Source organism: Mycobacterium sp. TH-M106 (genome assembly GCF_057473765.1).
Genome location: NZ_JBYCLE010000208.1, coordinates 1 through 1,904 on the forward strand (window position 1 = coordinate 1; position 1,904 = coordinate 1,904).

Annotated in this window: 3 protein-coding genes; 2 read left to right on the top strand and 1 reads right to left on the bottom strand. The window is 70.0% G+C overall.

The genetic code is table 11. From position 1 onward, the window contains the following. Together AC2VOP_RS07485 and nagA are read left to right on the top strand one after the other, a co-directional pair. A partial coding sequence (locus AC2VOP_RS07485) for an MFS transporter (protein WP_486960376.1) occupies positions 1-386 on the top strand: 386 nt, incomplete at its 5' end. Then, positions 377-1,513: an N-acetylglucosamine-6-phosphate deacetylase gene (gene nagA, locus AC2VOP_RS07490; protein WP_486960377.1), complete on the top strand. Its 1,137-nt coding sequence runs from the start codon at positions 377-379 to the stop codon at positions 1,511-1,513. The genes AC2VOP_RS07485 and nagA, both read left to right, overlap by 10 nt. 70 nt (positions 1,514-1,583) lie before the next feature. Here the strand turns inward: nagA and AC2VOP_RS07495 are convergent. Further along, the coding region (locus AC2VOP_RS07495) for a YhjD/YihY/BrkB family envelope integrity protein (RefSeq protein ID WP_486960378.1) at positions 1,584-1,904 on the bottom strand (321 nt) is incomplete at its 5' end.

Genomic DNA, 1,904 nt, shown 5'->3' on the forward strand with positions numbered 1-1,904 from the left:
GCGACGCGCTCGCGCTGTTCAGGTTCGGCGGTGTGCTGCTGTTCACGGTCGGCTACACCTTCGGCTTCGGGGCGCTGGTCTGGGTGTACGCCGGGGAGAGTCTGCCCGCCAGAATGCGGTCGATGGGCTCGTCGGCGATGCTCACCTCGGACCTGGTGGCCAACGCCATCGTCGTCGGGGTCTTCCTGACCATGCTCACCTCACTCGGCGGCGCGGCCACGTTCGCGGTGTTCGGCGTATTGGCGGTGTCGAGTTTCGTGTTCGTGTACCGGTATGCCCCGGAGACCAAAGGCAGACAGTTGGAAGACATCCGGCACTTCTGGGAGAACGGCGGAAAGTGGCCCGATGGCGTTCCGGAGACCACAGCGGAGACGGTGTGCCGCTGATCGCCGCCGGGGCAATCGTTCTCGAGGGGCGGGTTTGCCGGCCGGGCTGGCTGGAGACGTCCGATGGCCGGATCGTCGCATGCGGCCCCGGCGCGCCAACCGGCCCCGTCGATCTCGACTTCCCCGACGCCGTGGTGGTGCCCGGCTTCGTCGACGTCCACGTGCACGGCGGCGGCGGCGCGTCGTATGCCGACGGCTCGGACGCCGTCGAGCAGGCCGCGGCGTTTCATCGCCGGCACGGCAACACCACCACCCTGGCCAGCCTGGTCAGCGCCGCACCCGATCTGCTGCTCACCCAGGTGCGTGTGCTCGCCGAATCTACACGGCACGACGCGATTGCCGGCATCCACCTGGAAGGGCCGTGGCTGAGCCCGCAGCGTTGCGGCGCGCACGATCAACACCAGCTGCGCGATCCCGACCCCGCCGAGATCGACGTGCTGCTCGACGCCGGTGAGGGCGCGATCCGCATGGTCACCCTGGCGCCGGAGCGGCCCGGCGGCCTCGCTGCGATCAAACGGTTCGTCGACGCCGGAGTTGTTGTCGCCATTGGTCATACCGACGCCGACTACCAGCAGGCGCAGGCCGCGGTTGACGCCGGCGCGCGGGTCGGCACCCACCTGTTCAACGCGATGCGGTCGCTGCATCACCGCGAGCCGGGTCCGGTGCTGGCCCTGCTGGAGGATACCCGGGTCACCGTCGAGCTCATCGCCGACGGCATCCATGTCCACCCCGCCCTGGTGCGTTACGTGATCGACGCAGCAGGACCGGGCCGGGTCGCGTTGGTCACCGACGCGGTGCCGGCGGCTGGATGCGGTGACGGGTCGTTTCGGCTCGGCGGGCTCGACGTCGACGTCGTCGCCGGGGTGGCGCGGGTCCGGGGCACATCAACGGTGGCCGGCGGGACCGCCGCCATGGATCAACTGTTCCGCGACGTGGTGCGCTGGCTCGGTTCCTCGGACGCGGCGCTGGCTGTCGCTGTGAAACTGACCGCGACGACCCCGGCCCGCGCGCTCGGACTCGACCGCGCCGGCAGTCTGCGCCCCGGCTTCGGCGCCGACCTCGCTGTGCTGGGGCAGAATCTAGAAGTGCTGCGGGTCATGCGCCACGGCCAGTGGCAACCCGGCTGAATGGGGGCCACCAGGAGAGACAGCGAGCGGTCACGCCGCAGGCTCAGGCGGCGGTGGAATCCCAGCAGGACTAAGCGGTCGCCGCCCAGGCCGCGGCGAACAGCACCAGCCGCGCGTTGACGTAGGCGAACACCATCAGGCCCAGCACCGGCCCGAACGCAACACCGGCCGGGCCGCTGACCACCGACTGCAGATAGATCACCCCGGCATGTTTGAACAGCTCGAAACCGACCGTGACGATCACCCCGGCGCGCATCGAACTGGCCAAGCTGACCGGCTCGCGGGGCAGCCGGCCGATCATCCAGGTGAACAGCAGCCAAGACACCAGCAGCGACATCGCCAGCGAGGCGACCCACAGCAGCGCATCCAGCAGTGCGAAGGCGGGGATGCC